The sequence below is a fragment of the Mycobacteriales bacterium genome (assembly GCA_030697205.1).
Taxonomy (GTDB): domain Bacteria; phylum Actinomycetota; class Actinomycetes; order Mycobacteriales; family SCTD01; genus JAUYQP01.
This window is the reverse complement of sequence record JAUYQP010000041.1, coordinates 22,637-45,883: the sequence shown is the minus strand read 5'-3', so window position 1 is coordinate 45,883 and position 23,247 is coordinate 22,637. Positions and strand designations below refer to the sequence as shown.

Here is a 23,247-nt window from a genome sequence, read left to right as displayed (position 1 = left end):
CATGACCGCGGTCCTGCTCGCTCTGCTCACCGCGGTGTCGTACGGCGTCGCGAACTTCCTCGGTCCGCGGCTGTCGCTGGTGCACACGCTCGGTCCGGTGCTCGTAGTCGGCCAGGTCGTCGGCGTGGCCGGGGGTGCGGTGCTGGTCGGCCTGCAGGCGGACGCGTTCCCGGGTGGCCGCGCCACGGCGTACGCCGTTGTCGCGGGGCTCGCCAACGCGGCGGCCATTGCAATGTTCTTCACGGCGGCGGCACGGGGACCGATGAGCGTCGTCGCCCCACTGGGCGCGACGGGCGGCATGGTGCCCGTCCTTGTGGCGCTGGCGGCCGGGGAGCGGCCCAGTGCGCTGCAGCTGGTCGGGATCCCGCTGGCGGTCCTCGGTGTCGTGCTGGCCGCGGCGAAGCCGGCGGGTGGGGCTGGTGTGCAGGCGAGCCCCGCGACCCTCGGTCTCACGGTCGCGTCGGCAGGGGCCTTCGGGCTGTTCCTCACGACCTTCGCCGAGGCGAGCGAGGGCAGCACCAGCTGGGCTGTCCTGACCAGCCGGGTCGCCCTGCTCGCGAGCACGCTCGGGTGGTTGACGGCCCGCAACGGTCGGCGCTGGGTCGCGGCCGGTGACCTGCCCTGGGTCGCGGTGCCCGGGCTGCTGCTGGTCATCGGCACCGCGGCCTACGGTGTCGCGGCGACGAGCGGTCTGGTCAGCGTGGTGAGCGTCCTCGCGACCCTGGCTCCCGTCGTGATGGTGGGCCTCGCCGTGGTGCTGCTGCACGAGCGGCTCGCCACGAGGCAGTGGGCCGGGGTCTCGCTGGCCCTCACCGGAGTCGTTCTCCTCGCCGCCGGATAGTGCGAGGATGCGACGCATGCGCCGACTCCACCGCCTCGTCCTCGCTCCCACCGCCGCGCTCGCCCTCGCGCTCACCGGCTGCGGTGACACGGCGACCACGTCGAGCGACTCGCTGTCGCCGGCGACGGTCTTCTCCCAGGTCGCGGCCAAGACCCAGGCCGAGGGCACGTCGAGGTTCGTCCTCACGACCAACGTCGAGGCCGAGGGGCAGAAGATCACCATCGGGGGCAAGGGCGCTTTCGCGGCCGACGGCAGCAAGGGCTCGCTCGTCTTCACCTTCCCCTCCATCGGTGACATCGAGGTGCGCGTCCTCGACGGCCAGGCCTACCTCAAGCTCCCCGGGCAGGCCGGCTGGCTGGCCGCTCCGCTGGACAAGCTCGCGAGCAGCGCGTTCGGCCAGAGTGCCGACCCGACCAGCGCGCTCGACCAGCTGGCCTCGGCCTCCAGCGAGCTGAAGGAGACGGGCACCGAGACGACGCGGGGCGCTGAGTGCACGGTCTACACCGGGGTCTTCGACTACCAGAAGGCCGCGGCCGCAGCCACGGGCGGGGCCAAGGCGCAGCTGGAGAAGTCGCTCGCGGCGCTCAAGGACACGACGGTGCCCTTCACCGCGCTCATCGACTCCGAGGGCCGCATGCGCACGTTCACCCAGAAGCTCACGATCGACCAGGGCGGGGAGACCGGCGACGCCGACCTCATCCTCGAGTTCTACGACTTCGGGCTCGAGATCGAGGTCGAGGCCCCGCCGGCCGCCGAGGTCACCAAGGACAGCCCGCTGCTCGACCAGCTGCTCGCCGGATGAGCGCTCGCGACCTGCTGCGCTTCGTCCCCGGCACACCGGTCACCGAGGCCGGCTGCGACGCGCACCCCGGCGTGAGCGACAAGAGGGCGGCGGCCGCCGACGTCGAGGCGCTCGTCGAGCCGAGTCGCGACCTGCAGGAGCGGCTGTTCGCCGAGGGCAAGCACGGCTCCCCACGTCGGGTCGTGGTGGTCCTCCAGGGGATGGACACCTCGGGCAAGGGCGGGGCGAGCGAGTCGATCGGCCGGCTCGTCGCTCCTGCCGGTCTGCGGGTCACGTCGTTCGGCAAGCCCACGGACGAGGAGCGGGCCCACGACTTCCTCTGGCGCATCGAGCGAGCGCTGCCCGCCCCCGGCAACGTCGCCGTCTTCGACCGCAGCCACTACGAGGACGTCCTCGTCGTACGCGTGCACGACCTCGTGCCCCGCGACGAGTGGGAGTCGCGCTACGACCGGATCAACGCGTGGGAGGCCGAGCTCGCCGCGCAGGGCACGACCCTGCTCAAGGTCTTCCTGCACCTGTCCTACGACGAGCAGCGGGAGCGCCTGCTCGCCCGTCTCGACGACCCGGCCAAGCACTGGAAGGTCAACCCCGCAGACCTCACCGAGCGCGGTCACTGGGCGGAGTACCGCGAGGCCTACCAGGCGGCGCTCGAGCGCTGCAGCACCGACGTCGCACCGTGGTACGTCGTGCCGGCGGACCGCAAGTGGTACCGCGACTGGGCGGTCGCGCACCTGCTGCACGAGACGCTCAGCGAGCTCGACCCGCAGTGGCCGGCACGCCCGGACCTCGATCTGGCCGGGATGCGGGACGCACTCCGGGAGGGCTGACCTCCTCCGGAGGGAGGTGGGCGCGGCGGCGCAGGCCGGCCACGTCGGTGAGCAGCACGCGCCGCCCCTCGAGGTGCACCAGACCGCGCTGGCTGAAGCCGCCGAGGACCTGGTTGACGCTCTGACGGGTGCCACCGCTCATCTCCGCGAGACGGCTCTGGGTGATCGCGACGACGGGTGGTAGCCCGTGCGGGGCAGGCGGGGCGAGCCGCAGCAGGGCCTTCGCGACCCGACCGGCGAGGTCGAGGAACACGTGGTCGGCGGCCTGGTCGGTGAGCCGGCGCACCATGATGCCGAGGGCGTGCAGCAGCGGCTCGAGCACGGTCGGCTGCGAGCGGAGCAGCCCGAGGAACTCGGGTCGGGACAGGGCCAGCGCGAGGGTCGGTGCTGTTGCCTCGACCGAGGCCGAGCGCGGGGCGCCGTCGAGCAGCGAGACCTCTCCGAGGACCTCCGGGGGCTCGAGGACGGCGAGACCCGCCCGCTCCCCTGAGGGCGCAGTCCGAAAGACCGTCACCGAGCCGGTGACCAGCACGAGCAGGGAGTCGCCGGGGTCGCCCTCGACGAACAGCAGCTGACCACGGTCGAAGGACCGGGGGCGTACGACGGCCGCGAGCTGTGCGAGGACCGCCTCGTCGAGTCGCGCGAACAGCTCGACCGACCGCAGTGCGGCCAGGACGTCCTCAGGTGCCATCCCTCGCGCCACGTGACCCTCCCCGGGATCAGCGTAGGCCCGCGGGGGGCGAACGGGGACAAAGGGCTTCCCCGGCGGCGCGTCCCGTCGTACCCTCCTCGACATGGGCGGGAGCTGCCGCCGCTGCGGGGGTCGCAGCACGCAGCAGGCGGCGCGGTTCTGCGCCACCTGCGGAACCGCGCTGCTCGAGCCCGCCGTGGTCCGCAAGACCGTGACGGTGCTGTTCACCGACGCGGACGGCCTGGCGATCCTCGCCGAGCGGCTCGACACCGAGGTCGTGCGACGCATCACGACCGAGCTCCACGGGGCCCTGCGGGTGATCCTGGAGGAGCACGGCGGCACCCTCGAGAAGTACGCCGGGGACGCCGTCATGGCCGTGTTCGGCGTGCCGGTGTCGCGGGAGGACGACGCGCAGCGGGCGGCCTCCGCAGCGCTGGCGGTCGCCGACCGGCTGGCTCCGCTGCTCGACCAGCTGTCGGACCGGACAGGAGTGCGGCTCGCCCTGCGCACCGCGCTGAACACCGGCGAGGTCCTCACCCAGCCCGACAGCGAGCAGGGACTCGTCCTCGGTGACGCCGTCGTCGTCGCAGCCCGCCTGCAGCAGCAGGCCGGTCCGGGTGAGGTGCTGCTCGGGCCCGACACGGCGCAGCTGCTGCGCAGCGTCGTGCGGACGGGTGAGCCGCGCGAGCTGGTCCTGCGTGGCCGGACCGCTGCCGTGCGCGCCCACCCGCTGCTGGCTGTGCGACAGGGACATCGTCGGGTCCGGCGCACCTCCCTCGTCGGCCGCTCCAGCGAGCGGGCGCTGCTCGCCGCGACCGTCGAGCGCACCGTCCGCGGCGGGACGGCGCACCTCGTGACGGTCCTCGGGGAGGCGGGCCTCGGGAAGTCGCGGCTCGTTGACGACTTCCTCGACGAGCAGGCCGTCGCCGGCGTGCTCACCCGGCGCGTCCGCACCCGGGCCTACGGCGCGCGGGTCCGGTGGTCGCCGCTGCCACAGCTGCTCGAAGGGCTGCCCGTCGACCACCTCCCCGCCGATGCCCGCAGCGTGCTGGCGGCGCTCGCGGACGAGGGCACCGGCCTCACCGTCTCCGAGGTGAGCTGGGCGCTGGCGCTGCAGACGCGGTGGCTTGCTTCGCAGGCTCCGTGCGTGATCGTGCTCGAGGATTTGCACGGTGCGGAGCCGGAGGTCCTCGAGGTCGTGCAGAACGTCGTGCGACGTCTCGACGACGCCCCCGTCGTCGTGCTCGCCACGGCTCGGCCCACGCTGCGCGACGCCTGTCCTGCCTGGGGGGCGGGCCTGCGTCAGTCGCTGTCGCTCTGCCTGCCACCGATGGGCGCGGCGGACGCCCGCCGCCACGCTGTCCTGCTGCTGGCCCCGGCCACCGCGCCGTCGGAGGTCGTCGACCTCGTGCTCGAGGCGGCCGGGGGCAACCCGCTCTACCTCGAGCAGCTGGTGTCGGTGCTCATCGAGTCCGGGCGGCTCGTGCGCGAGGGCCAGCGCTGGGAGCTGCACGGCGACCCGCGGTCGCTGGACCTCCCGCCGACGGTCGCAGCCCTGCTGGCCGCCCGCCTCGACCGGCTCCCTCCGGCGGAGCGCCACGTCCTCGAGCGAGGCGCGCTGCTGGGCAAGGACTTCGCGATGGCCGATGTCGCGGGCCTGGTCGACACCGGGCTGCGCGAGGACCTCGACGGACTGCTCGACGCCCTGGTGCGCCGCGACCTCCTGCTGGGAGCGGGGACGACGCGTAGCTTTCCCAGCAGCCTGGTCAGGGAGGCTGCCTACGCCGGGCTGCCGCGGGCGGAGCGGGCCCGGCTGCACGAGCAGGTCGGGAGGCGACTGGCCGCGGAGCCCGGTCGTGACGAGCTGGCCGGCGGTCACCTCGAGGAGGCCGTGCGCCACCTGTCCGAGATCGGCGTCGACGCGACCGCGCTGCGCGACGACGCGGCCGACCTCCTCGGGCGCGCCGGTCGCCGCGCTCTGACCGGCGATGCGCGCGCGGCGGTGTCGTTGCTCGGCAGGGCCTGCGCGCTGCTCCCCGACGACGACGTGCGGCGGCTGCTGCTCGTCCCCGACCTCGCACGGGTGCGCGCGCTCACCGGCGACCTGGCCGGTGCGGAGGAGCAGCTGCGCGACGTGCTCGAGAGGGCGAGGGCCGGCGGCCACGACACGGCCGTCGCGCACGCCCGGATCGCCCTGATGGACCTGTTGCGCTCGACCCGGCCCGAGGGCGCGGTCGACCTCGTCCCCGCGCTGGTCGACGAGGTGGTGCCGGTGCTGCGGGCGGCGGGAGACGACCACGGTCTGTCCCTGGTCCACCAGCTCGAGGCCGGCGCGCTGCAGTACCGCGTCCGGTGGGCGGCGATGCAGGAGCCGCTCGACCGCGCGCTGCTGCACGCCAGGCGGGCCAACGACCAGCGACTGCGCGAGCTCGCGGAGTCGCTGCTCGTGGGCAGCCTGTTCCACGGCCCGACGCATGCCGGCGAGGTGCGTCGACGGCTGCAGCGCATGGCGGACGAGCCGGGCATCAGCCGACCCCACCGCGCCTCCGTCCAGGCGCGCCTCGCCGGGACGCTCGCCCTGCAGGGCGAGGTGCCGGCGGCTCTGCACACGCTCGACGAGGTCGTCGAGGTCTTCCGCTCGCTCGGGCGTGACCTCTCGGCGGCCGCCACCGCCTTCATGCGCGGGCCGGTGCTGCTGCTCGCCGACGACCCGCAGGGTGCGGCAGCGGTGCTCGAGCAGTCCTGCGAGGTGCTCGCGTCCATGGGGGACCGGGCCTACCGGTCGACCCTGCTCGCGCTGCTGGCTGAGGCGCGGTGGCGCTGCGGTGACCCTGACGGGGCCCAGGCCGCGGTCGACGCCTGCCGCCGGGTCGGGTCGGAGGGCGACGTCATCAGCGAGCTGCGCTGGCGCGCCGTGCAGTCCAAGCTCGCGGCGCGCCAGGGCGACGCCGTGCGCGCCCTGTGCCTCGCCGACGACGCAGTGCGGCTGGCTGCCCGCACCGACGAGGTCACGAGCCAGGGCGACGTGCTGGCCGACCGCGCAGAGACACGGGCGCTGCTGGGGGATCTCGAGGGGGCGCAGGCCGACCTGCGCGACGCGATCGACCGCTACGAGCGCAAGGGCGCCGTCCTCGCGGTCCGGCGGCTTGCACCTCGGGTCGTCGTCACCGACCTGCCGGCCCAGGTCGCCGCCGACGCGGAGCCGGTACCGGGCTGACGGCTTCGACCCTGGCGACGAGCTCGTCCAGTGGCCTGTCCCGCAGGTCGCGGACGCGGGACTCCAGAACGAGCCCAAGACCGGCCATGCAGATGGTGCTGTCCACGAGCTCCTCGACAGGTGGCCAGGGGAAGTAGGGCTTGGCGACCAGCAGGGCCGCGATGCCGTGCGCAGCCGCCCACAGCCGCACCGCCATGTGGAGCGGCTCGCCCTCGAAGACCCCCGCGGCCACGCAGGCCTCGACCGTCGCGACGAGGTGACCGAACGCGCCACCGGCGATCTCCATGTCGGCGGGGGCACCCTCGGACGCCGCCGGGTGCGCCCGCATCATGACGATCCGGTAGTGCTCGGGGTTGGCCAGCGCGAACTCGACGTAGGCCACGCCCTGGCGCCGCAGGGCCTCGAAGACGTGCGGCGCGTCCTCGGAGGCGGCCTTCATCGTGACGTGCAGCGCCTCGAAGACCTCGTCGCAGACGGCGTCGAGCAGCGCCTGCTTGTCGGCGAAGTGGAGGTAGACCGACGGAACGCTGACGCCGGCCCGGGTCGCGACGGCACGCATCGACACGGCCTCCTCGGAGCCGGTCTCCGCGAGCAGGTCCATGGCGGCGCGCAGCAGGTCGCCGCGCAGGGCGGCCCCCTGCCCGCGCGGCGACCGCCGGCGAGGCTCAGACACCCACGAGCTCCCTGTCCTGCACCGGCTCCGGCGCCTCGCGCAGGCCGATGCGGTCGTGCAGCCGCCGCAGCGGCCGGGGCGCCCACCAGTTGGCCCGACCCGCGAGCCGCATGAAGGCCGGCACCAGGGCTCCGCGCACGAGGGTCGCGTCGACCACGACCGCGAGCGCCGTGCCGAGGCCGAGCAGCTTGATGAAGGCGATGTCGGAGGAGACGAAGGCGAGGAAGACCAGCGCGAGCAGGCCGGCCGCCGCGGAGACCAGCCGCCCGGTCTTCTCCAGCCCCATCGCCACGGCGCGGGTGTTGTCGCCGTGCTCGTCGTACTCCTCCTTGATGCGGGAGAGGAGGAACACCTCGTAGTCCATCGACAGGCCGAACAGCACGCAGAACATCAGGATCGGCGTCGTGGTGTCGAGGGTGCCGGTGGTGATCGGGTCGCCGATCAGCCAGGTGAGGTGCCCCTCCTGGAAGACCCACACCATCACGCCGAACGTCGCGGTCAGCGACAGCAGGTTGAGCACCACGGCCTTGATCGGGACGACCACCGAGCCGGTGAACAGGAACAGCAGGACGAACGTCGCCACCGCGATGAGGCCGAGCGCGAGCGGCAGGCTGTCGGCGAGCGAGGCCTTGGTGTCCGACAGCGATGCGGCGGCGCCTCCGACGACGAGCTCGTCGAAGGGCGAGCCGACGTCGCGCAGCCGCTCGACGAGCTGCTCGCCCCCCGGGCCGTAGGCCGAGTCCTTGTCGGGCACGACCGACAGGTAGGTCGCGTCGTCGGACGCGAAGCCAGTGCTCGCGTCGCTGCCCGGCACGACCCGGGTGCCGCCGGCGTAGCTGCCGGTGAAGGCATCGACCCGGACCACGCCCTGCACGGCGGACAGCGATGCGGCGTAGGAGTCGATGTCGGCCCGCCGCTGCGACGGGTCACCGACGTCGGTCGCGACGAGCGACAGGGCGTACTGCTCGTTGGTGGGGAAGTCGTCGCGGACGACCTGGGCGAGCTGCTGACCGCTCGCCTCCCGCGGCAGCACCCGGTCGTCGGGCAGGCCGAACTGCACGCCGAGGAAGGGCGAGCCGACGAAGAGCAGCAGCGCGATGACGCCGGTGGCGATCGGCAGCGGGCGCTTCATCACGGTGACGGCGATGCGGTGCCACATGCCGTGCTCGGCGAGCTCCTGCGGGGTCGGCTCGGGGCGGCGCAGCAGCCGGCGGACGGGCTTGCGCAGGTCGTAGCGGTCGACGCGGTGGCCGAGCGCCGCCAGGGCGGCGGGAAGCACGACCAGCGCGCCGACGGCGGCGAAGAAGACGGCAGCGATGCCGGCGTAGGCGAAGGAGCGCAGGAAGTAGAGCGGGAAGACCCACAGCGCGCCGAGCGAGAGCAGCACCGTGAGGGCGGAGAACAGCACCGTGCGCCCGGCCGTGCGGACCGTGCGGACGACCGCGTCGGGGACCTCGAGGCCGCCCTTGAGCTCCTCGCGGAAGCGGGTGACCATGAACAGCGCGTAGTCGATGCCGAGGCCGAGGCCGAGCGAGATCGCGAGGTTGACGGAGTAGACCGAGACGTCGGTGAACGACTGCAGGACGTGCAGCGTGAGGAACGTGCCGAGGATCGACAGGATCCCGACGAGCAGCGGCAGGCCGGCCGCGATCGCGGACCCGAAGACGAGCACGAGCAGCACGGCGGTGACGGGGAAGGCGATCGCCTCAGCGCGGGCCAGGTCGCGCTCGATGGTGTCGCCGACCTGGCGGAAGACCTCCATCTCGCCACCGAGGCCGACGGTGAGCCCCTGGAACTCGCCGTTGTAGCGCGGTGCGAGCTCCGCGGCCTTGTCGATCTGCTCGTCCTCGGTGCCGGTGAAGCGCCCGAGGACGAGCGCCTTCGTGCCGTCGGTGCTCTTGAGGACGTCGGCGCCGGTGGTCCAGTAGGAGCGCACCTGGATGACGCCCGGCTCGGCCGCCAGCCGCTCGGTCAGGGCGAGGCCGGCAGCCTTCGCACCGTCGACCCCGCTCGGGGTGCCCGGATCGACCGAGGCGAGCAGGAAGACATTGGCCGAGCCGGCGTCGAACTCCGACTCGAGCAGCGTGGTCGCCGCGACCGACGGCGCCTTCGGGTCGTCGAAGCCGCCGGAGGACAGCTCCTCGGCGACCCCGCCACCCAGCGCGCCGGCGACCCCGACGAAGAGCAGCGCGAGCAGCAGGACGACCTTGCGGAGCGCGACCACACGACGTGCGAGCAGACCGAGCACGACGACCCCTCCAGTAGATGAACGTCGATAACATAACGACGTTCACCTACGTCGTCAACCCCGCTCGACGACCGCCTTCAGCCGTTGCAGCGTCGCCTCGATGGAGCGCAGGTTGCGGGCCGGCACCTGCAGCCGCTCGAGGACGCGGGCCAGCGGTGTGGTCGACCAGTCGAAGGTCTCGGTCACGCGGGTGCCGGTCGGGGTCGGCTCGAGGGTGTAGCGCCAGCGGTGCCGACCGGGGTGCCGCCAGGCGATCAGCCGGTCGGGCTCGACCTCGACCACGGTGTTGCGCATGACGTAGGGCAGTCCCCACTGCATCCGCATGCCGAAGGTGTCGCCGAGAGCGAGGCGGTGCGGACCGGACAGGGTGCGGCGCAGGGTGCCGCTGCCGTCGATCTCGGGGTGGCGGTGCGGGTCGGAGAGCAGCGCGAAGACCGCCTCGGGCGGCGCCGCCACCTCGATCGAGGCGGACACGGAGCGCTGTGCGGTGGGGGGCATGGCGTGACCCTAGGACGAGGGGACATGCTCAGGGCATGCCAGGTACGACGGGACGCCTCGTGGGCGCCGCAGCCGCCCGCGTGCGGCGGGCCGCGCACGCCGACGGCGCGGACCACAGCGGCCTGGCTGCCCTGCTGTCGGTGCACGCGCTGCACTCCGCGGGCGACGCCCTCATCACGGTCAGCCTCGCCGGGAGCCTGTTCTTCCAGGTACCGCTCGGTGAGGCCCGCGGCCGGGTCGTGCTCTACCTGCTGCTGACCCTGTTGCCGTTCTCCTTCCTCGTCCCCGTCGCGGGCCCGCTGCTCGACCGCTTCCGGCACGGTCGCCGCAACGTGCTCGCGCTGACCTGCGGCGTCCGCGGCCTGGTCGCCTGGTCGATGGCCGGGTGGCTGGCGAGCCTCGCCCTCTACCCCGCGGCACTCGCGGTGCTCGTGCTGTCGCGGGCCTACGGCGTCGCCCGCTCGGCGGCCGTCGCACGGGTGCGTCCCGAGCGGGTGACCCTCGTGCAGGCCAACGCCCGGCTCAACATCGCGAGCGTCGCGAGCGCCTCGGTGGCGGCGGCGATCGGTGCCCTGCTGCTCACCGTCACCGGCTCCGGGGCGTGGACCCTGCGGCTGGGCGCGCTCGTCCTGCTCGTCGCGGCGGTGGCCGCGGTGCGCCTGCCCGACCACGTGGACGAGCACCGGACGGACGCGCCGGCGTCCTCGGCGTACCGCCTGAGGTCTGCCCCTGCAGTCGTCCTGCGGCCGCTGGTGGCGGCGGTGTCGCTGCGGGCGCTGGCCGGGATGCTCACGATCTTCCTGGCCTTCCTGCTGCGCGAGCGCGACGTGTCGGGGACGACGATCGCGGTGGTGCTGTCCGGTGCGGTGGTGGGTCAGCTGCTCGGAACGCTCGCGGCCAGCCGGCTGCCCGAGCGGGTCGTCACCCGCATCACGCTGACCTCGCTCGTGGTGCCGGCCGCGGTCTGCCTGATCGCGGCGTTCTCCCCGAGCGCCCTCAACGCGGCGCTCGCCGCGGGCGTGACCGGTCTGGGGGCGTCGCTGGCGAAGTTCCGCCTCGACGCCGCGCTGCAGACCCACGTCCCGGCGCGGTCGACGAGCTCGGCCTTTGCCCGCAGTGAGACCGGGCTGCAGCTGGGCTGGGCTGTGGGTGGAGCCGTGGGTGTCGCCGTCCCCTACGCCGGCCCCGGCTTCGTGCTCGCGGCCCTCATCCCGATCGCCGGGCTGGTCGTCACGGCTCGGCTGCGGCGGGGAGTTCGCCGGCCCGGCGCCTGAGCGTCACCTGCGCGACCCCTACCGGTGCGGGCCCTGCGGTCGGCTGCTCACCGAGCGACCGGCGACGGCGCCGGTCCCGACGTGGGGACGCAGGATACGCAGGAGCACAGCAGGGCGCCCCTGGGGAGCTGGTCTCAGCGGACCGGGCCGCGCACGGTGCCGGCGATGCCCTTGCACCCGGCGGTCAGCGGCTTGCGCGGGCGGTCCTTGACGGCGACACCCGTGCCGCGCTTGTCGATCACGCGGCGCAGGACGTCGGGCCGGTTGGTGAAGATGCCGTCGACGCCGAGGTCGAGCAGCTGCTCCATCTCCTGCTCGCGGTCCACGGTGTAGGTGTGCACCGGCAGGCCTGCGTCGTGCGCGAGCGTCGTGAAGGTCGGGTGGGCCAGCAGGAACTGGTAGGTGGGCGCGACGATGTCGACGTAGTCCGGGAACTGCGCGAGGGCCTGCTGCGGCGAGGTCGGGACGGCGAAGAGGAACGCGCGCGGCACCGTCGGTGTGATCTTCGACATGGCCTCCAGCGACGACAGCTCGAAGCTCTGGACGACGACCCGCGAGGTCAGCTCGTCACCGGTCGAGAGCAGGCGATGCTTCTTCAGGACCTTGACCAGCTGGGACTCGAGCTTGCCGGCGTACTCCGACGGGGCCTTGGTCTCGATGTGGAAGCGCATGCGCGGCGCAACCCTGCGATAGCAGGCGAGCTGCTCCTCGAAGGGCACGACGCGGGCCCTCGCGAACTCCGGCTTCGCACGGGTCGGGTTGGTCGTGTTGAACCACGAGCCGAAGTCCATCGCGCGCAGCTGCGCAAGGGTGTAGGCGTCGACGCGGCCGGTGTGCTGCGCGCCGGTCGTGCGGTCGACGGTCGTGTCGTGGATGCAGACGAGCACCCCGTCCTTGGTCAGCTGCAGGTCGCACTCGAGGAAGTCGGTGTCGGCCTGCACGGCCCGGTCGTACGCCGGGAAGGTGTGCTCGGGCGCGTCGTAGCTGGCGCCGCGGTGGGCGAGCACCAGCGCCTTGTCGAGCGGCGCCTCGAGCGGGACGGCGCCGGCCTGCGGTGCGAGGAGCAGCCCGAGGGCGAGCAGTGGCAGGACGAGCAGGGAGCGGGTGCGCACGGGTCAGATCTCCCGGCTGGTGCAACGACGACGTCGTCGCTGGGCCAGCGAGGCGGCGAGCAGGACGCCGCCGATGAGTGGGAGGCCGGTGAGGCCGGTGACGGGCAGCGAGCCGGTGCCGGGAGCGGAGACCGGGGGGACCGGGCTGCCGGCGGGCGGGGTGCCGGTCCCCGGCGTCGCGGTCCGGGCGCTGATGCAGCTGTCGGCCGGCCGGGTCGGGAAGGCCTCCGACAGCGCGCGACCGTCGAAGCCGCCGGCGGGGGGGTCCACCCCGAGCAGCCAAGCAGCCGTCGGGGCCACGTCGACGTTCTCCGCCTGATCGGCGGCGCGCACGAAGGGGTCGGCGCTGCCGGCGACGGTCGCGGCGGCGACCGGCAGGCCACCGCTGACGATGACGGGGATCCGCAGTGTCGAGGGCATGCCGTGGTTGCCGGGGATCGGGTTCGAGGTCGACGACGGCTCGGTGACGCGCAGCCCGTCCTCGACTGTCACGAGCAGGTCGCCGGAGCGCGGTCCGGTCTGGTGCCAGTCGGGGTGCACGGCCCCGACCCAGTGGGCGGTGCCGCCGTCGAGCGGGTTGGGCTGGCGGTAGAGGGCCTCGTCCACGCCGTCGGTGGCCATGGCGATCTCGCGCATCCGCTTCAGGCGGGCCTTCGCCTGGGGGTCGTTGCGCTTCAGGAGGCTGTAGAGCGCGGCCCCGCCGTTCTGCGCGACGACCACCTCGCCGGCGAGCAGCGGGTCGGCCTCCATGGTGGCCGACAGCGACACGGTGTCGGTCGGCAGCGACCAGTCCATCGAGTGGTCGGCCGTGACGATGACGGCGGTCTCCGCCCAGCGCTCGCTGCTGCGGAGCTGCTCGACGAAGGTGCGCAGGTAGGTGTCGGTGAGGGTCCGCTGCACGTCGCGGGCCGCCGGTCGGCTGCCCGTGGGCAGCGCCGACGTCACGCCGCCGATCTCGTCGACGTGACCGACGCGGTCCACCGACCCGAGGTTGAGGAAGAGGAAGTCGGGGTCCTGCTCCTCCACGACCGTGACCGCCTCGGCGACGGTGCGCTCGTCCGGGGTCAGGCCGGCGACCGGGATGAAGGTCGGGTCGCTGGTGTTGTCGAAGTTGGAGTCCGCGTCGGTCCTGCCGTCACCGGTGCGGTCGTGCGACATCACCTCGAACAGGTAGTCCTTGCTCGTCACCGACGCCGTCGACAGGGTCGGGCACTGCTTCTCGACGAGGGTGAAGAGCGAGTCGCTCTGCAGGAACGACGGCGACTCGTTGCCGAGCACCTGGCCGGTGCCGGAGTCGGGGAAGTCGTTCGCGACGATGCCGTTGCGGTCCGGGTAGGTGCCGGTGACCATCGCGACGTGGTTCGGGATCGTCTCCGCCACCATCACCGACCGGGACTCGGTGTAGTAGCGGCCCTGTGCGGCCAGCGAGGACAGGAACGGCATCAGCGCCACCTCGTCGGGGCGCAGCCCGTCGACGACGACGACGACCACCCGCGTCCGCGGGTCGGCCGCCTGCGCGGGCGCAGCCGTCCAGGCTGCTGCTCCGGTCGCGACCACGAGGGCGGCGACGGCGGGACGGGAGCGCAGGACACGGGCTCCGAGGACCACGGGGGGCTCCGTTGTGAAGGTGGGCTGGGACGTCCCAGGGTCCGTGCCCGACCTGTCCGGTCGGCGAACCCCGGGTGAACGGCGAGGTGCGGTCACGCGTGACGTCGGTCTCCTCGACCGTTCGTGGTCATCACGTCTGCCGGTGTTCGCCTGTCCGACATCCTCGCTGCCTACCGTCGGACCGTGTTCACCAGGGTCGGCGTCAACCGCAGGGACTTCCTCAAGACCGTCGCTGTCGCGGGGCTCGCGACCCAGCTGACCGGCGAGGCTTCTGCCGCCGGGTACTCCCGCGCGATCCCTGCGGGGTGGACCTACCCGGTCGCGGTCGAGCTGCTGCCCTTCGGCCACGGCGTGATGTCCGGTGACCCGCTGCCCGACAGCGTCATCCTCTGGACCCGCGTCACGATCCCGGACGCGCGCGGGTGGGACGCCACCCGGGTCGCCGACCCGCAGGGCATCAAGGCCGTCGACGTGCAGTGGGTCATCGCGCGCGACCCGGCCCTGACCCAGGTGGTCCGCAAGGGGAAGGTCCGCACGACGGCGGCCCGTGACTGGACCGTCAAGGTCGACGCCGACCGGCTGCCGGCCGCGACGACGCTCTACTTCGCCTTCACCGCGCTGGGGTTCCGCTCCCCGGTGGGCCGGACCCGCACCGCGCCTCGCCCGACGGACCAGATCACCGAGCTGACGGTCGCCCACGTCGCCTGCACCTCCTGGTGGCAGGACGTCTTCAACCGGCTTCCCCGAGCCCGCCGGCTACGTCGGCGTCGCTGCCCTCGTCGCGGCCGCCTTCCTCACCCGTGAGCGACGCGACCGCACCTGACACGATCGGGCTGTGCTGCTCGTCGTCCACTCCACCGACAGGGCGCCGCGCGACCTGCTCGCCGACGTCCTGCGTGAGGTGCTCGGTCGCGTCCCCGACCTCGACCGGACCTGCCCCGACTGCGAGCGCCCCCACGGCAAGCCGGTGCTCGACCACCCGACACATCACGTCAGCACCTCGCAGTCGCACGGCCTCTCGGTGGTGGCGGTCTGCGACGAGGGCCCGGTCGGCGTCGATGTCGAGCACCTCGACGCGATCCGCTTCGCGGGCTTCGACGACGTGGCACTCGGGCCCGGGGAGGCCGCCAACGACCCGCACGATCGGGCGGTCCTCTGGACCCGCAAGGAGGCCGTGCTCAAGGCCACCGGGGAGGGGCTGCGTACTGATCCCCGCACCGTGGTGGTCGGCGACCCGACCGCCTCCGCGGGTCGCGAGCCGAGCAGAGGTGCCCAGCTCGTCGACGTCGGGGTACCGCTGCCGTGGGTCTGTGCCGCCGCTGTTCTCGCTACCGCACCGCCGCTGTTGAAGGTGGTCCGGGCCTGAACCGCAGAGGCCCCCGTCGCGGTCGCGACGGGGGCCCCTTGGCCGATCAGGGCTACGGCAGGACGGTGTAGACCGTGCTGAAGCTCGGGACGGTCATGCGCAGCAGCTGGCCGCGCTCGACGTACTCCTCGGCCGATCCCTTGCCACCCGTCGTCGCGAGGCCCTTCGCGGTGTGGACCTGGGCGTCGAAGAGGTAGCTGCCGTCGGAGAGCTGGATGATGCCGCTGGACTCCTCGTCGGTGGTCAGCACGGCGCGGGTCGCCGGCGTCGTGCCGGTCGGGATGGTCGGCCCGAACAGCGCGCTGTCGAAGCGAGCCACGACGCCACGGGCGCCGTCGGTGAGGCGGTAGGACAGGATGCGCGCGAGGTGGTCGTTGCCGCCCGGGTCCTCCTGGATGAGGAGGTTGCCGGCAGCGTCGATCATCATGTTGTCCGGCTTGCTCAGACCCGACTCACCGGCAGCGAAGGTCTCAGTGCCGTCGAGGACCAGCTCGAGGGTGCCACCGAGGTCGGGACGCTCGACGTTGGCAAAGGTCAGCTTCCACAGGCCACCGCCGTCACGGCTGACCCCGTTGAAGGGGGTCCTGTCGCCACCCTCGGTGGTGAGGAAGAAGTACTCACGCGGGTTGGCCGGGTTGAAGGCGCCGTCCTCGATGCGGTTGAGGACGAGGCCGCCCTCGGCGATCGATTCGTCGTTCTGCGCCTTGCCGCTCTGGTCCCACTCGATGTCCTGCAGGGAGAACGGCGCGGCGACGCCCTTGCCGAAGGTGCTGCGGAAGCCGGCGTCCGTGGTCACGCCGTCGATCTTGATGACGTGGTTGTCGCCGTTGGTGAGACCGGCCTGGTCGACCGGCGAGCCCTTGTGCTCCTTGCGACCGACGTAGACCCACAGCTCGCCCTCGGCGGTGTCCTCGTTGCCCATGACGACGGTCGTGCGGCTCTTGGTCGGCGCGACGATCGTGTTCTCCCAGGAGAACAGGCCGAGCCGCGGGAGCTGGTAGGCCTGGCCGTCCTCGGTGACACCGAAGACGCGACCCTCGTCGCCGGTCTCCTCGTTGGCGAAGTAGATCTGGCCGTCGTAGCCCGGTCCGCCCTTGCCGACCTGGAGCTCACCCGGGGCCGAGAGGTAGCCCGAGCAGAAGCGGGCGAAGGCCGCCTTGTGGTTGAGGTCGGTCGGGCCGCTGGTGACGTAGTCCTCGGGAGCGACGGGGGCAGCCGCGAAGCGGTCGCTGGCGTAGTCCCAGTACTGCACGCCGGGCTTGATGAAGTCCTCGCCCGCGAGGACGGTGCCGGTGGCGTCGTCGATGGTGAGCTTGGAGACGAAGGCACCCTTCTCGCCGTGCCGACGGGTGATGCCGGCGTTGGGACGCAGCTCGTGGTTCATGAGCACGGTCGTCGTGCCGTCCTTCGGAGCGAACGCGCCGAGGCCGTCCGGGATGCCGACCATCTCGTAGCCGTTGCCAGCGGCCTTGTCGTCACCGACGGTGAACAGGCTGGTGATGCCGACGCCGTCGGCGACGGGCAGGACGTACGGCGACACGCTCGTGCTGGTGCCGGTCGCGGTCGTCGTCGTCGCCGCCGTGACGGGGGAGGTCGCGAGCGCCGTGAGGCCCGCGGTGGCGAAGGCGACGAGCGCCAGGGACAGGGGACGTGCGCGCACAGCTGCTCCAGTGAGCCTGGGTCCCGGTCGGGACCGTTCGACGGACAGGCTGTGGGAGCCCGGTCGACGGCGTTCCCACCTTGAGGGAGCGGCCGGTGAACATCGGACGAAGTCGTGTCGTCAGGGCATCGGCGGCAGCGCGGTGTCGTCCAGCCACGGACGCAAGAGCGCGGTCCCGGCAGGGCCGACGTGGGCCAGCCAGTCGTCGGTGGTGACGGTGCCGTGTCGGTGGGTGGCGGTCCACTCGCGCAGCAGGTCGAAGAAGGCGCCGTCACCCACCGAGCGCCGCAGGGCGTGCAGGGCAAGGGCGCCGCGCGTGTAGACCCGGTCGTCGAACATCAGGTCCGGACCCGGGTCGGACAGCACGAGGTCCTGCGGCTCCTGCGCGAGCCGGCGGTGGTGCGTGCGAGCGAGGTCGTCGGCCGACGGCCCGCCGGACTCCTGCGACCACAGCCACTCGGCGTAGCAGGCGAAGCCCTCGTTGAGCCAGACGTGCTGCCAGGCCGCGACCCCGACGCTGTTGCCGAACCACTGGTGGGCGAGCTCGTGCGCGACCAGCCGCTCCGACCCGCCCGCGCCGTCGACGTGGTTGGCGCCGAAGACCGACAGACCCTGCGACTCCAGGGGGATCTCGAGGTCGTCGTCGGTGACGACGACGGTGTAGCCGGCGAAGGGGTAGGGACCGAACAGCCGGCTGAAGACCTCGAGCATCTCGGGCTGGCGACGCAGGTCCTGGGTCGCGCGCCCATGCAATCGGGGTGGCACCCAGGCCGTCACGGGCACGTCCGAGCCCGGCAGGGCAAGCCGCTCGTAGCGCCCCACCTGCAGGGTCGCGAGGTAGGTCGCGGTGGGGTCGGCCATCTCGTAGACCCAGGTGGTGCGACTGCCGCCGCGCGACTGCAGCGCGAGCACCCCGTGGGCCACGACGGAGTACGTCGAGTCGGCGCGCACCTGGGTCGCATAGGTGGCCTTGCTGCCCGGCACGTCCTGGCACGGGAACCAGGTCGGCGCGCCATCGGGCTGCCCAGCGACGAGCACCCCGTCGGTGAGCTCCTCCCAGCCGACCTCCCCCCACGGGCCGCGCTGCGGGCCCGGCTCACCGGAGTAGCGGACCTCGACGAGGACCTGGCTGCCGGCGGCCACCGGGGCGGCGGGCGTGATGACGAGGCGGCTGCCGCGGTGGCGCCACCGGGCGGCGCGACCGCCGACCGCGACCTTGTCGACCCCGAGGCCGACGAGGTCGAGCGTCAGCGAGGTGAGGTCGACCCGAGCCGTGACGGTGAGCCGGGCGCGACCGCTGATCGACCCGGTGCCGCGCAGGTCGAGGTCGAGGTCGTAGTGGGACACGCTGAACGAGTCGTCCCCGCGGCCGGGGACGTAGCGGTCAGGGACCTGGCGGTCAGGCCTCAACGGCTGTGCCAGGGCGCGACCGGGTTGCCGCGCCAGCGCGAGGCGGCGGGCAGCCGGTCACCGCGCATGACGAGCGAGGCGGGGCCGACGGTCACGTGGTCTCCGAGCGAGGCGGCGGGCAGGACGACGCTGTGCGGCCCCAGCGTCGCACCCTCGCCCACGACGACCCGGTCGGTGGCCAGCACCCGATCGTGGAACAGGTGGGTCTGCACGACAGAGCCGCGCCCGACGCTCGACCCGGCGCCGAGGGTGACGAGGTCGGCCTCGGGCAGCCAGTAGGTCTCGCACCAGGCGCCGCGACCGATCCGCGCCCCCATCGTCCGCAGCCACAGCACGAGCACCGGTGTGCCCGTCGCCGTCCGGGCGAACCACGGTGCGGCCACCACCTCGACGAAGGCGTCGGCCAACTCGTTGCGCCAGACGAAGGAGCTCCACAGCGGGTGCTCGCCCGGACGGACCCGCCCGATGACGAGGCGGTGCGCGAGGGTCGCGGACAGAGCGGCGACGGCACCGGCGGCGACGAGCAGAGGCCCGGCGACCAGGGCCGCGACGAGCCACGAGTCGGCGCCCACGACGGCGAGCAGGATCAGCACGCCTGCTCCCAGCAGGCCCGACAGCGCGACCGCCACCAGCCGCAGCGACTCGACGACGGCCCGGTTCGCAACGAGCCGTCTCGGCGGCGCGAAGGTGCGGCTCTCGTCGGCCGCGGCCGCCACCCGACGCAGCCGCACCGGCGGGCTGCCCAGCCACGACGACCCCGGCTTGGCCCGCTCCGGCGCGGCCGACAGCACCGCGACGAGGCCGTCCTTGCGGACCCGCCGGCCTGGCGCGGTCATGCCGCTGTTGCCGAGGAAGGCCCGCTTGCCGATCTTCGTCGCGGCCACGCGCAGCCAGCCACCCGACAGCTCGTAGGCGCCGACCATCGTGTCGTCGGCGAGGAACGCGCCGTCGCCGATCGTGGTCATCGTCGGCAGCACCAGCGCGGTCGAGACCTCGACGCCCTTGCCGACCCTCGCGCCGAGCAGCCGCAGCCAGGTCGGCGTCAACAGGCTGCTGTACAGGGGAAAAAGCCAGGTTCGCGCCTCGTCGAGCAGTCGCAGCGTCGCCCACACCTGCCAGCCCGTCCGGCTGCGCACCGGCGCGTGTCCCGGCGCGACCCGGATCCCGAGCAGCCGCACCAGCCCGAGCACGGCGCCCGCGAGGAGGACGAAGGCCACGACGGCGACCACGGGAGCGGTGACGAGCACCCGGGTGACCAGGACGTCGTACGACGCTGCGCTCCTCCACCACGGACTGATCACGGCGAGGGCGGCGGCGAGTGACAGCACGGGAAGGCCACCGATGAGTGCTGCCGTCGCGGTGTAGGGCAGCAGCCAGGCCGCACCGCGGGGTGGGCGCTCCTTGGGCCAGCGGTGGCGTCCGCGTCCGACCTTCGAGGCCGGTGAGCCGGCCCAGGTCTGCCCGGCGGGGACGGCGCGGTCGAGGGCGGAGCCGGGCAGCAGCACGGCGCGCTCGCCGACGTCGGCGCCGGGCAGCAGGGTGCTGCGGGTGCCGACCCGGGCGCCCGCACCGATGCGGACCGGCCCGAGGTCCAGGACGTCGCCGTCGAGCCAGTGGCCGGCAAGGTCGACCTCGGGCTCGACCGACGCGCCCTCGCCGAGCTCGAGCATCCCGGTGACGGGGGGCAGTGCGTGCAGGTCGGCGTCGCGTCCCAGTCGCGCACCGAGCAGCCGGGCGTAGAGCGGGACCCAGGGTGCGCAGGCCAGGCCGTGCGCCGCGACCGCCTCGACGAGGCGCTCCGCGCACCACAGCCGCAGGTGCACCGACCCGCCGCGGGGGTGCTCGCCGGGGCGCACCCCGCGCAGCAGCAGCCGGGCCGACAGCGCGGCCAGGCCGATGCGACCGGGTGGCGAGACGAGCAGGACGGCGCCGGTGACGACCGCGGCAACCGGGACCTGCGGGACGGTGACGCCGAGCAGGTCGAGGCCGAGCAGGGCGAGGCCGAGCCAGGTCAGTGCGCGCAGCCCCGTGACCGCGTGGACGACCAGCCACAGGGCGAGCTGCACCGCCTGGGCGCGGCGCGACACCGGTCGCACGACCCGGTCCGGTGCGGTCTCGACCGGGTCCATCGCCTCGAGCAGCGCGGCCAGCGCGCCGAGCCGTGGGCTCGCATAGACGTCGGCGACCGCGACCTCGGGGAAGCGGACCCGCAGCGCCGCGACGAGCTGGGCCGCGGCGAGCGACCCGCCGCCGTGGGCGAAGAAGTCGTCGTCGAGCCCCGTCACCGCCGTGCCGAGCACCTCGGTCCACTGCTCGGCGACCCAGCCGGCCGTGCCGTCGAGGTCGACGTCGCCGGCGGAGGCCAGCGGCCAGGGCAGCGCCGCGCGGTCGACCTTGCCGGAGGTGCGGACCGGCAGCTCGTCGACCTCGGCGAGCACCGGCACGAGGGCCGCGGGCAGTGCAGCGCGCAGCCGCGCGAGCGCCGCGGGGAGGTCGAGCGGGGCGGTCGTCACGACGTAGCCGACGAGCACCTGGTGACCGCCGCTGGTGGTGCGGACCGCGGCCGCCGCGCCCGCCACGTCGGGCAGCGCCTGCAGCGCCGCGTCGACCTCGCCGAGCTCGATGCGCCGGCCGCCGAGCTTGACCTGCTCGTCGGAGCGGCCGAGGAAGAGCAGTCCCTCGGGCTCGAAGCGGACCAGGTCACCGCTGCGGTAGGCGCGGTCCCAGCCCAGGGATGGCAGGGCGGCGTACTTCTCGGCGTCCTTGGCCGGGTCGAGGTAGCGCGCGAGCCCGACGCCGCCGATGACGAGCTCGCCCTCGTCGGCCGGCTCGCCGTCGGGGCCGATGACCGCGAGGTCCCAGCCGTCCAGCGGCAGCCCGATCCGGACCGGCCCGTCACCGCCGAGGGGAGCGGCGCACGCGACGACGGTGGCCTCCGTCGGGCCGTAGGTGTTCCAGACCTCGCGGCCGTCGACGGCGAGCCGCTCCGCGAGCTCGGGCGGGCAGGCCTCGCCGCCGAAGACGAGCAGCCGCACCGACTCGAGCGACTCGGCGGGCCACAGCGCCGCCAGCGTGGGGACGGTCGACACGACGGTGACGTCCTGCGCGACGAGCCACGGGCCGAGGTCCATCCCGCTGCGGACCAGCGACCGGGGTGCGGGGACGAGGCACGCGCCGTGCCGCCACGCCAGCCACATCTCCTCGCAGCTGGCGTCGAAGGCCACCGACAGCCCGGCGAGCACCCGGTCGTCGGGCCCGAGCGGCTCGCCCTGGCAGAACAGCCTCGCCTCGGCGTCGACGAAGGCCGCAGCCGAGCGGTGGTTCACCGCGACGCCCTTCGGGGTGCCGGTCGATCCCGAGGTGAAGATGACCCACGCGTCGTCGTCGAGGCCCGGCCGCCGTGGCTCGGAGGGGGCGCTGGACACGTCGGTCCAGCCGTCGCCGAGGACCGTCTTCACACCGGCCTCGCGGAAGACCAGACGGGCCCGGTCCTCCGGGTCGTCGACGTCGACGGGGACGTAGCAGGCACCGACCGCGAGCACGCCGAGGATCGCGGTGTAGAGCCCAGCCGTCCCTGACGGCAGCCTGACGCCGACCCGGTCGCCCCCGCCCACCCCGCGCGCAGCCAGCTCCGCGGCGACCTCGGCGATGGCGACCTGCAGCTCGGCGTAGGACATCGACGTGGTGCCGTCGTCGAGCGCGGCCGCGTCCGGGTGCGCGGCGGTCGTCGCGTCGAGGACGTCGAGCAGCGTGCGCGGCGGCGGCGCGTGCTCAGCGCGGAGCAGCACGGAGGGGACCCCGGTGGAGGGCAGGACGGTGGTCACCGCGACCGCCCCGGCGACACCGGCCCGTGCGATCCCGGTGCGGTGCGCGGGCTCAGGCGCTGACGGCCTGCCGCAGCTCCTGCCGCGCCCGCTTGCGCGCCAGCACAGGGACGAAGTCGCGGATCGGTGCGCCGTCGAACTCCTGCACGATCGCCGACCAGCGTCGTACGACCGTGTCCTCGTCGAGGTCCGCGGCGAACTCCGCGACCAGGTCCTTCTCGACGGCGGCCAGGTGCCGCTTCTCCTCGCCAGGGTCCTTGCCGTGCATCGTGCCTCCACGTGGCGGCCGGGTGCAGGTGCTCTCGGGTCAGACACTGCACCCGATCGCCCGGAAGGGGAAGGGTGTTCACCTCGTGTTCACCTCGACACGCCGGGAGTCCCTGCGACACGCCGTGGACGAGGCGTGTCACCGGCTCAGCCGAAGCGGCCGGTGATGTAGTCCTCGGTGCGCTTCTCCGACGGGTTGGAGAAGATCTTCTGCGTCTCGTCGATCTCCACCAGCCGGCCGGGGCGACCGGGGCCGTCGATGGTGAAGAAGCCGGTGGTGTCGCTGACCCGGGCCGCCTGCTGCATGTTGTGGGTGACGATGACGATCGTGAACTGGTCCTTGAGCTCGGTCATGAGGTCCTCGATCGCGAGCGTCGAGATCGGGTCGAGCGCCGAGCACGGCTCGTCCATGAGCAGTACCTCCGGCTCGACGGCGATCGCGCGGGCGATGCACAGCCGCTGCTGCTGACCGCCCGACAGCCCGGCGCCGGGCCTGTCGAGCCGGTCCTTGACCTCGTTCCAGAGGTTCGCGCCCTGCAGCGAGCGCTCCACGGCGCCCTGCAGGTCGGACTTCTTCTTCATGCCGTTGAGGCGCAGCCCGGCCGCGACGTTGTCGAAGATCGACATCGTCGGGAAGGGGTTGGGGCGCTGGAAGACCATGCCGATCGTGCGGCGGACCGCCACGGGGTCGACACCGGGGCCGTAGATGTCCTCGTCGTTGAGGGTGATGCTGCCCTCGACGTAGGCCCCGGGGATGACCTCGTGCATGCGGTTCAGCGTCCGCAGGAAGGTCGACTTGCCGCAGCCCGACGGGCCGATGAGCGCCGTGACGCTCTTGGGCTCGATGACCATCGAGACGTCCTCGATGGCATGGGTCGAGCCGTAGTAGGCGTTGACGCCCTTGCTCTCGATGCGCTTGGCCACGGGTG

Annotated in this window: 18 protein-coding genes; 7 read left to right on the top strand and 11 right to left on the bottom strand. The window is 73.4% G+C overall.

What is annotated here, in order from left to right; genetic code table 11:
• Window position 1 precedes the first annotated feature (1 nt).
• From Q8R60_12755 to Q8R60_12745, 3 genes are read left to right on the top strand one after another with little or no spacing between them, the layout of a single operon-like run.
• On the top strand, window positions 2-841 hold the full coding sequence (locus Q8R60_12755; GenBank protein MDP3713341.1) for a DMT family transporter: 840 nt from the start codon (window positions 2-4) through the stop codon (window positions 839-841).
• 16 nt (window positions 842-857) lie between these two features.
• A complete protein-coding gene (locus Q8R60_12750) occupies window positions 858-1,643 on the top strand; it encodes a hypothetical protein (GenBank protein ID MDP3713340.1) in 786 nt (261 codons plus the stop codon).
• Window positions 1,640-2,470 carry a polyphosphate kinase 2 family protein gene (locus Q8R60_12745; GenBank protein MDP3713339.1) on the top strand — a complete coding sequence of 277 codons (831 nt, stop codon included), beginning with the start codon at window positions 1,640-1,642 and terminating at the stop codon, window positions 2,468-2,470. The genes Q8R60_12750 and Q8R60_12745 overlap by 4 nt, the downstream gene beginning before the upstream one ends.
• Here the strand turns inward: Q8R60_12745 and Q8R60_12740 are convergent.
• Window positions 2,391-3,161 (bottom strand): Crp/Fnr family transcriptional regulator, encoded by a 771-nt coding sequence (locus tag Q8R60_12740; protein ID MDP3713338.1) that lies wholly within the window; start codon window positions 3,159-3,161, stop codon window positions 2,391-2,393. The two genes, Q8R60_12745 and Q8R60_12740, sit on opposite strands and share 80 nt — an antisense overlap.
• Before the next feature lie 103 nt (window positions 3,162-3,264).
• Here Q8R60_12740 and Q8R60_12735 point away from each other — a divergent pair, with 103 nt between their 5' ends.
• Window positions 3,265-6,378 (top strand): adenylate/guanylate cyclase domain-containing protein, encoded by a 3,114-nt coding sequence (locus tag Q8R60_12735; protein MDP3713337.1) that lies wholly within the window; start codon window positions 3,265-3,267, stop codon window positions 6,376-6,378.
• On the opposite strand, the gene Q8R60_12730 is transcribed toward Q8R60_12735, so the two are convergent.
• Genes Q8R60_12730 through Q8R60_12720 form a run of 3 tightly spaced genes read right to left on the bottom strand, consistent with a single transcriptional unit; the run spans window position 6,326 to window position 9,797 of the window.
• Window positions 6,326-7,051, bottom strand: a complete 726-nt coding sequence (locus Q8R60_12730) for a TetR/AcrR family transcriptional regulator (protein MDP3713336.1) — start codon at window positions 7,049-7,051, stop codon at window positions 6,326-6,328. The genes Q8R60_12735 and Q8R60_12730 overlap by 53 nt on opposite strands.
• Window positions 7,044-9,299, bottom strand: coding sequence for an MMPL family transporter (locus Q8R60_12725; protein MDP3713335.1), 2,256 nt, complete (start codon window positions 9,297-9,299; stop codon window positions 7,044-7,046). The genes Q8R60_12730 and Q8R60_12725 overlap by 8 nt, the downstream gene beginning before the upstream one ends.
• A 54-nt stretch (window positions 9,300-9,353) precedes the next feature.
• Window positions 9,354-9,797, bottom strand: a complete 444-nt coding sequence (locus tag Q8R60_12720; protein MDP3713334.1) for an SRPBCC family protein — start codon at window positions 9,795-9,797, stop codon at window positions 9,354-9,356.
• A gap of 35 nt (window positions 9,798-9,832) precedes the next feature.
• Between Q8R60_12720 and Q8R60_12715 the strand changes: the two genes are divergently transcribed.
• Window positions 9,833-11,071 (top strand): hypothetical protein, encoded by a 1,239-nt coding sequence (locus tag Q8R60_12715; protein ID MDP3713333.1) that lies wholly within the window; start codon window positions 9,833-9,835, stop codon window positions 11,069-11,071.
• 134 nt (window positions 11,072-11,205) lie between these two features.
• Here Q8R60_12715 and Q8R60_12710 read toward each other — a convergent pair whose 3' ends face one another.
• Together Q8R60_12710 and Q8R60_12705 are read right to left on the bottom strand one after the other, a co-directional pair.
• Complete coding sequence (locus Q8R60_12710; GenBank protein MDP3713332.1) at window positions 11,206-12,183, bottom strand: glycerophosphodiester phosphodiesterase family protein; 978 nt, start codon at window positions 12,181-12,183, stop codon at window positions 11,206-11,208.
• Between the two features lie 3 nt (window positions 12,184-12,186).
• Window positions 12,187-13,791: an alkaline phosphatase family protein gene (locus Q8R60_12705; protein MDP3713331.1), complete on the bottom strand. Its 1,605-nt coding sequence runs from the start codon at window positions 13,789-13,791 to the stop codon at window positions 12,187-12,189.
• Window positions 13,792-13,974: 183 nt separating this feature from the next.
• Here Q8R60_12705 and Q8R60_12700 point away from each other — a divergent pair, with 183 nt between their 5' ends.
• Both Q8R60_12700 and Q8R60_12695 read left to right on the top strand, forming a co-directional pair.
• Entirely contained in the window at window positions 13,975-14,595 is a 621-nt protein-coding gene (locus Q8R60_12700; protein ID MDP3713330.1) for a PhoD-like phosphatase N-terminal domain-containing protein, read from the top strand.
• Window positions 14,596-14,626: 31 nt separating this feature from the next.
• Window positions 14,627-15,157 carry a 4'-phosphopantetheinyl transferase superfamily protein gene (locus Q8R60_12695; GenBank protein ID MDP3713329.1) on the top strand — a complete coding sequence of 177 codons (531 nt, stop codon included), beginning with the start codon at window positions 14,627-14,629 and terminating at the stop codon, window positions 15,155-15,157.
• A 52-nt stretch (window positions 15,158-15,209) separates the two neighbouring features.
• Here the strand turns inward: Q8R60_12695 and Q8R60_12690 are convergent, their stop codons facing one another.
• The 5 genes from Q8R60_12690 to pstB all read right to left on the bottom strand — a co-directional run bounded on the left by Q8R60_12690 (window position 15,210) and on the right by pstB (window position 23,242).
• The gene (locus Q8R60_12690) at window positions 15,210-16,817 is read right to left on the bottom strand and encodes a DUF839 domain-containing protein (protein ID MDP3713328.1); all 1,608 of its coding nucleotides are present in this window, start codon (window positions 16,815-16,817) and stop codon (window positions 15,210-15,212) included.
• Between the two features lie 120 nt (window positions 16,818-16,937).
• Window positions 16,938-18,164, bottom strand: coding sequence for a M1 family metallopeptidase (locus Q8R60_12685; protein ID MDP3713327.1), 1,227 nt, complete (start codon window positions 18,162-18,164; stop codon window positions 16,938-16,940).
• A gap of 59 nt (window positions 18,165-18,223) precedes the next feature.
• The gene (locus tag Q8R60_12680) at window positions 18,224-22,015 is read right to left on the bottom strand and encodes an AMP-binding protein (GenBank protein ID MDP3713326.1); all 3,792 of its coding nucleotides are present in this window, start codon (window positions 22,013-22,015) and stop codon (window positions 18,224-18,226) included.
• Between the two features lie 88 nt (window positions 22,016-22,103).
• Window positions 22,104-22,319: a hypothetical protein gene (locus Q8R60_12675; GenBank protein MDP3713325.1), complete on the bottom strand. Its 216-nt coding sequence runs from the start codon at window positions 22,317-22,319 to the stop codon at window positions 22,104-22,106.
• A gap of 146 nt (window positions 22,320-22,465) precedes the next feature.
• Entirely contained in the window at window positions 22,466-23,242 is a 777-nt protein-coding gene (gene pstB / locus Q8R60_12670) for a phosphate ABC transporter ATP-binding protein PstB (GenBank protein ID MDP3713324.1), read from the bottom strand.
• Between the last annotated feature and the right edge of the window lie 5 nt (window positions 23,243-23,247).